Origin of the sequence: Nocardia sp. BSTN01 (assembly GCF_015354405.1) — a bacterium.
GTDB lineage: Bacteria > Actinomycetota > Actinomycetes > Mycobacteriales > Mycobacteriaceae > Nocardia.
In genome coordinates this window covers 1-4,862 of the sequence record NZ_JADKYP010000118.1, presented here as the reverse complement: position 1 = coordinate 4,862, position 4,862 = coordinate 1, and the positions used below count along the sequence as shown (strand labels likewise).

Annotated in this window: 6 protein-coding genes; 3 read left to right on the top strand and 3 right to left on the bottom strand. The window is 67.2% G+C overall.

Annotation, left to right across the window (positions count from 1 at the left end):
• Positions 1 to 75 precede the first annotated feature (75 nt).
• Complete coding sequence (locus IRT45_RS35850; protein WP_194810197.1) at positions 76 to 1,152, top strand: phosphatase PAP2 family protein; 1,077 nt, start codon at positions 76 to 78, stop codon at positions 1,150 to 1,152.
• A 78-nt stretch (positions 1,153 to 1,230) separates the two neighbouring features.
• Positions 1,231 to 1,587 carry a hypothetical protein gene (locus tag IRT45_RS35845; protein WP_194810196.1) on the top strand — a complete coding sequence of 119 codons (357 nt, stop codon included), beginning with the start codon at positions 1,231 to 1,233 and terminating at the stop codon, positions 1,585 to 1,587.
• A 75-nt stretch (positions 1,588 to 1,662) separates the two neighbouring features.
• Here the strand turns inward: IRT45_RS35845 and IRT45_RS35840 are convergent, their stop codons facing one another.
• From IRT45_RS35840 to IRT45_RS35830, 3 genes are all read right to left on the bottom strand, one after another.
• A complete protein-coding gene (locus IRT45_RS35840; protein ID WP_194810195.1) occupies positions 1,663 to 2,127 on the bottom strand; it encodes a hypothetical protein in 465 nt (154 codons plus the stop codon).
• A gap of 69 nt (positions 2,128 to 2,196) precedes the next feature.
• A complete protein-coding gene (locus IRT45_RS35835) occupies positions 2,197 to 3,021 on the bottom strand; it encodes an SAM-dependent methyltransferase (RefSeq protein ID WP_194810194.1) in 825 nt (274 codons plus the stop codon).
• Positions 3,022 to 3,065: 44 nt separating this feature from the next.
• Entirely contained in the window at positions 3,066 to 3,977 is a 912-nt protein-coding gene (locus IRT45_RS35830) for a helix-turn-helix transcriptional regulator (RefSeq protein WP_194810193.1), read from the bottom strand.
• Positions 3,978 to 4,497: 520 nt separating this feature from the next.
• On the opposite strand from IRT45_RS35830, the gene IRT45_RS35825 reads away from it, so the two are divergent.
• The gene (locus IRT45_RS35825; RefSeq protein ID WP_194810192.1) at positions 4,498 to 4,797 is read left to right on the top strand and encodes a hypothetical protein; all 300 of its coding nucleotides are present in this window, start codon (positions 4,498 to 4,500) and stop codon (positions 4,795 to 4,797) included.
• Positions 4,798 to 4,862 lie beyond the last annotated feature (65 nt).

The following is a 4,862-nucleotide window of genomic DNA, read 5'->3' as shown; positions in this document are numbered from 1 at the left end:
GTCTCGACGCCATTGTAGTATGCACGTACGACGTACCGTACGTTGTACGTCAGCCCTCGTCGTGGAGGTCGGGTCGTGGCTGCAACAACCATCTCGGGTCCGCTCGCGCAAGTTCCGGCGCGAGCCGGTGGCTGGTTGCGGGAAATAGTGCTGGTGGTCGTGGTGTATTTCGCCTACGACGGGGCCCGGCTGCTGGTCGGCAGTGGTCTCGACCACGCCCGCCGCGACGCGCACGCGCTGCTGCGCATCGAGGACTGGCTGCGGCTGGACCCGGAACTGTGGCTGAACCGGATCTTCGCCGGCCATTCCTGGATCGCGATACCGGCCGACTTCGCCTACGCCACGCTGCACTACGTCGTGACTCCCGCGATCCTGATCTGGATGTGGTGGGCGCATCGTGAGCAGTACCGGGCGGCTCGCACCCAACTGGGCATCGCGACGGTCGCGGGGCTGATCGGTTTCGTCGCATTGCCCACCGCGCCACCGCGCCTGCTGGAGGACTCCCACGGCTTCATCGATGTGATGGCCCTGCACGCCTCGGTGGGCTGGTGGCAGGGCGATGCCAGCACGCCGCGCGGATTGGATTCGCTCACCAACGATTTCGCGGCGATGCCGAGTCTGCACGTCGGCTGGGCGCTGTGGTGCGGGCTGATGCTGTACCGCTTCGGCCGGACTCCGCTCGCGCGGTGGGCCGGGGTCGGCTATCCGGTTCTGATCACGCTGGTGGTGATCGGGACCGCGAACCACTACCTGCTCGACTGTGCCGCCGGTGCGGCCCTGATCCTCGCCGCGGGCTACGCCGCCGCACCGTATCTGCGTCTCTGCGACGCGGCCGCCGACGGCATCGGTGTCTGGTGGGCGATGCTGCGCGCGACGTCCCCGTGGCCCGCGTGGCGCGGTGCGCTGGTCGCCGCCTTCGCGCCCGGCGCGGTCGCGGGGCCGGCGCTCGGAATCGGCGCCGGTCTGGCGGTCGCCGTACCGGAAGCTGCCGAGGAGCCGCCCGCGCGCGGACCGGATCGGATCACCGACAGCGTCACCGACGCCTCCGCCGGGGGTCGCGGCGCGGCCGGATGCCGCGGATACGGCCGGCGCCCGGGACGTGCCGGGCATCCGCTCGGGGCCGAGATCCGCTCCGGGCCGGGCCTGGGGTGAACGGCCTCGTCCGCCCGGCGATGTCATCGGCCGCCGGTAGAGTGACAACTCTCGGTCGGGCCAGTCAGGAGGCAACAGGTGGACGTGAAATCGGCCGTGCGCGGCTTCAATTCGGTAGTACTCACGCTGACGGAGGCGCCGGTTCTCGGCCCGCTGACGCGGAAGGGATTCGTCGAGATCAGCTATGTCGGGCGCAAGTCCGGTAAGACGTTCAGCACACCGGTGAACTACCGGCGTTCCGGCGATTCGATCCTGATCGGTGTCGCGATGCCCGATCGCAAGAGCTGGTGGCGCAACTTCACCGGCGAAGGCGGCCCCATCACGTTGCATTTGGACGGTGGCGACCGCCGCGGCCGCGCCGTGGCCACGCGCGACGACAAGGGCCGGGTTCGGGTACGGGTGCACCTGGACGACGCCGCCGCCGGCTCGGACTGAACCGGATACCCTGCGGCGCAGAGTTTTTCGAGAGTGACGGTGCCCGCGTGGGCGGGCACCGGAACGTGTGAACCGCTAGGCCGGTATTCGATCCGTGAGACCGGTTGCGCGAGTCTCGCATTCGGTGTCGTCGAGTGCCGGTGCGGTGAATCTGTGCAGATCGAATTCGTGGGTCCGCACACCGTGGTGGAATGCGTCGAGCTCGGCTCGATCGAAGATCAGCTCCACATCCGCTGTGGGACGGTCGGTTTCGGCACGCAGCACGTAGCGTCCGTCGGGGCGCCGGAACTGCGCGATCGGTAATCGCTCGGTGCGCCCGGCGCGGATACCGGCCTGGTAGCTGTCGAACTGTTCATCGTGCAGCAACAGTATGTCGGTGCTGATCACGGCCGTGCCGGCGGTGGTGGCGGCAGTAGCGCGTTTGTCGTCCCAGACGGCGGTCCATCCGTGTTTGCGCGCGACGCGCACGCAGTTCTGGTGCGGGGAACTGGCTGAGGCTTTTCGGAATTCGCCTACGGTGAAGGTCGGTGGCCGCGTCATCGGATGCCCTTTCTACGGAGTAAAGCTGCCGGCGCACCGATGCGCGGACCGCCGCGCCGACCGTGCCGGCTAAGGCTTGTAGCCGACGGCCGCGAAATTACACGGCCGTGCCGGATCCGCCATGTCCACCGGTGCAGAGGGGCGCCAATCGGGGGCGTGCACGATCCCGGGGTTCAGGAGCTCGAAGCCGTCGTAGAAAGCGGCGAAATCGTCACGGCGGCGCAGCGTCATCGGATCCGAGGTCTGCTTGTAGAGCTCCGCCGCGGCGGCCATTCCGCGTTTGACATCCTCGGACGCGTCGTCGAGGCCGGCATGGCTCATCGCCACGCAGCTGCCGCGCGGGAGCCGATCACGCAGTTGGGCCATCAGCCGGTAGGGGCGGTCGCTGTCGGGCACGAACGGCCAGACGCCGACGATGAGCAGTCCGAGTGGCTGATCCGGATCGATCAGGCGCCGGGTCTCGGGATGGTCGAAAATGTCGTCGGGACATCGCAGATCGGCATCGAGGACCGCGGTGGTGGCGAGGGCATCGGTAGCGCGCAACAGGTCGAGCCAGCGCGCCACCGCCTCGGTGTTGTTGTCGACGTACACCACCCGGGTCCGCGGCTCGTGCGCACGTGCGATCTCATGGGTGTTGTCCGCCGTCGGCAGCCCCGCGCCGATGTCGAGGAACTGCCGGATCCCGCGTGATGCCATGAAATCGACCGCGCGGCGCAGGAATTCGCGATTGTGCCGTGCCCAGGCGTCGGCGTGCGGGAACACCGCGAACACCCGCTCACCGAAGACCTTGTCGACGTCGAACAGCGCCTGGCCGGACAGGTAGTAGTGGTACATCCGCGCCGCCGAGGGCCGGCTCGTGTCGATATCGCGTGAGGGAAAGTCGTTGTCGCTCATTGCTGCCCGGCACTCCTTAGGCTTTGCAGATTACGGACGGTGGGTCACGTCCCGGTGACGCTCTCGCGTCGGAACGAACGCGCGATCCGGTCGATGAACGCTCGCGACCGATCGGGATCCGCTGCGGCCGCGGATAATCGGTCCCAGACGGTCTCCCGGGCGCGTACCGCGCGCTTGTCGTCGATGTAGCGAATGTCGCCCTGGCTCTCCACGATCGCCATGTCCAGGTCCCCCGCCGCGCCGGGGGAGGGAACCCGCACCAGCGTGAAGCGGTCCTCCATCCCCGCGCCCCGGGTGGGAACGGTGAACGGCAGCACCTGCAGCATGATGTTGGGCCGATGCGACAGTTCGAGCAGGTATTCCAGTTGGTCGGCCATCACCGCGCGGCCGCCGTATTCGCGGCGCAGGCACGATTCCGAGAGCACGGCGTGGAATCGCGGTGCGTCGGGGCCGGTGAGGACGTCCTGGCGGGCCAGCCGTGCGCGGACCGAATCCTCCACGGTGACCACGCAGGGATCGATGGACGCCGGTTGCGCGTCGTGCGGGGGTTCGTGCAGGGCCCGGATATAGGACTCGCTTTGGATCAGTCCGGGCACGATCTCGGCCTCGGTGACCCGCAGCAGGCTGGCATGGGCCTCGAGATCCACCAGCAGACGTAATTCCTCGAGATAGGCGCGGCGATGGCCGGTGTTCCAGAAACCGCGTTTGTGATTGTCCCGGCGTAATGCCTCGAGGCTTTCCAGATAACCGGGGTCGGTGAAACCCAGTGCGACCGCGAGCCGTTCGAGATCGCCGACGGTGATCGAGCTGGCGCCGTTGATCAACATCGCGATCCGGCTCTGACTGGTGTCGATGATCCGGGCGGCCTCCGCCTGATTCACCCCCGCCGCGCTGATCATGTGGTCGATCTCGCGGCCCAGCAGCAATTTTCGCGCGGTACGTAATCGAGCTCCCATGGGTGCCAGCGTATCGGCGCGACGCGCGGCCCGGGAGGTCGACGAAACGAGGCACTGCTGCGTGATGATCATACGCCCGACGAAATCTCTTCCGCCCCAATCGATTTCCTTCGCGTGATTATCACGCTAGCATGTATCACGTTCAGGCTATCACGGTTTCGGCGCCAGTCGAATGCGGCCGGAGCCGCTGTGACGAACGGATTCGCCGGAATTTCCGCCGGCTCCCGAATGCCGGACGGCCTCGTCCGGATTGCGGACGCAGGGCCCCGAATTCGAGCGATTATTGGGAAATCTCACAACGTCGGACCCCTGTGATTCGGATGTTTGGGCCAACCCGCGCCGACTGCTCGTAATCGCCGCGCGTCACCGATACCTTCGTCAGTGCGATGGGGATCGGGCGCACGGAAGGAGCGCGATGCCGGCCTACGACTCCTGGGATGCGGAATCCGCGGAGGGCGATGGATTCGATTCCGGGAATGCCAGGGGTGCAACATATTCCGATCCCGCGATAGTCATGCGGATGGGATTCGAACTGGCGCTCATCCTGCTCGGCGATGCGCCCACCGGGGCGACGCGCGCGCTGCGGCGACTGGAATACGCGGCGGCGTTGTGGGCGCGTGACGGAATTCCGATCGATATGGTGCAGCACGCGATTCACGACGGGGTGAAATTGACCCTGAACCGCATCGATCCGGCCGGCGGCACCGGAACCACCGATCCGGTGGCCGATCGCAGCTTCCTGGTCGACATGCTGGACCTGCTGACCTGCACCGTCTCCCGCGCCTATGTCGCGGAAATTCGCAATCACCCCGCGCACTGACCGGCGGTGCGGAGCCGGTAGGGCCTCATGCGGTGGTGTAGGTGCGGGCGACGAGTGCTGAGCGC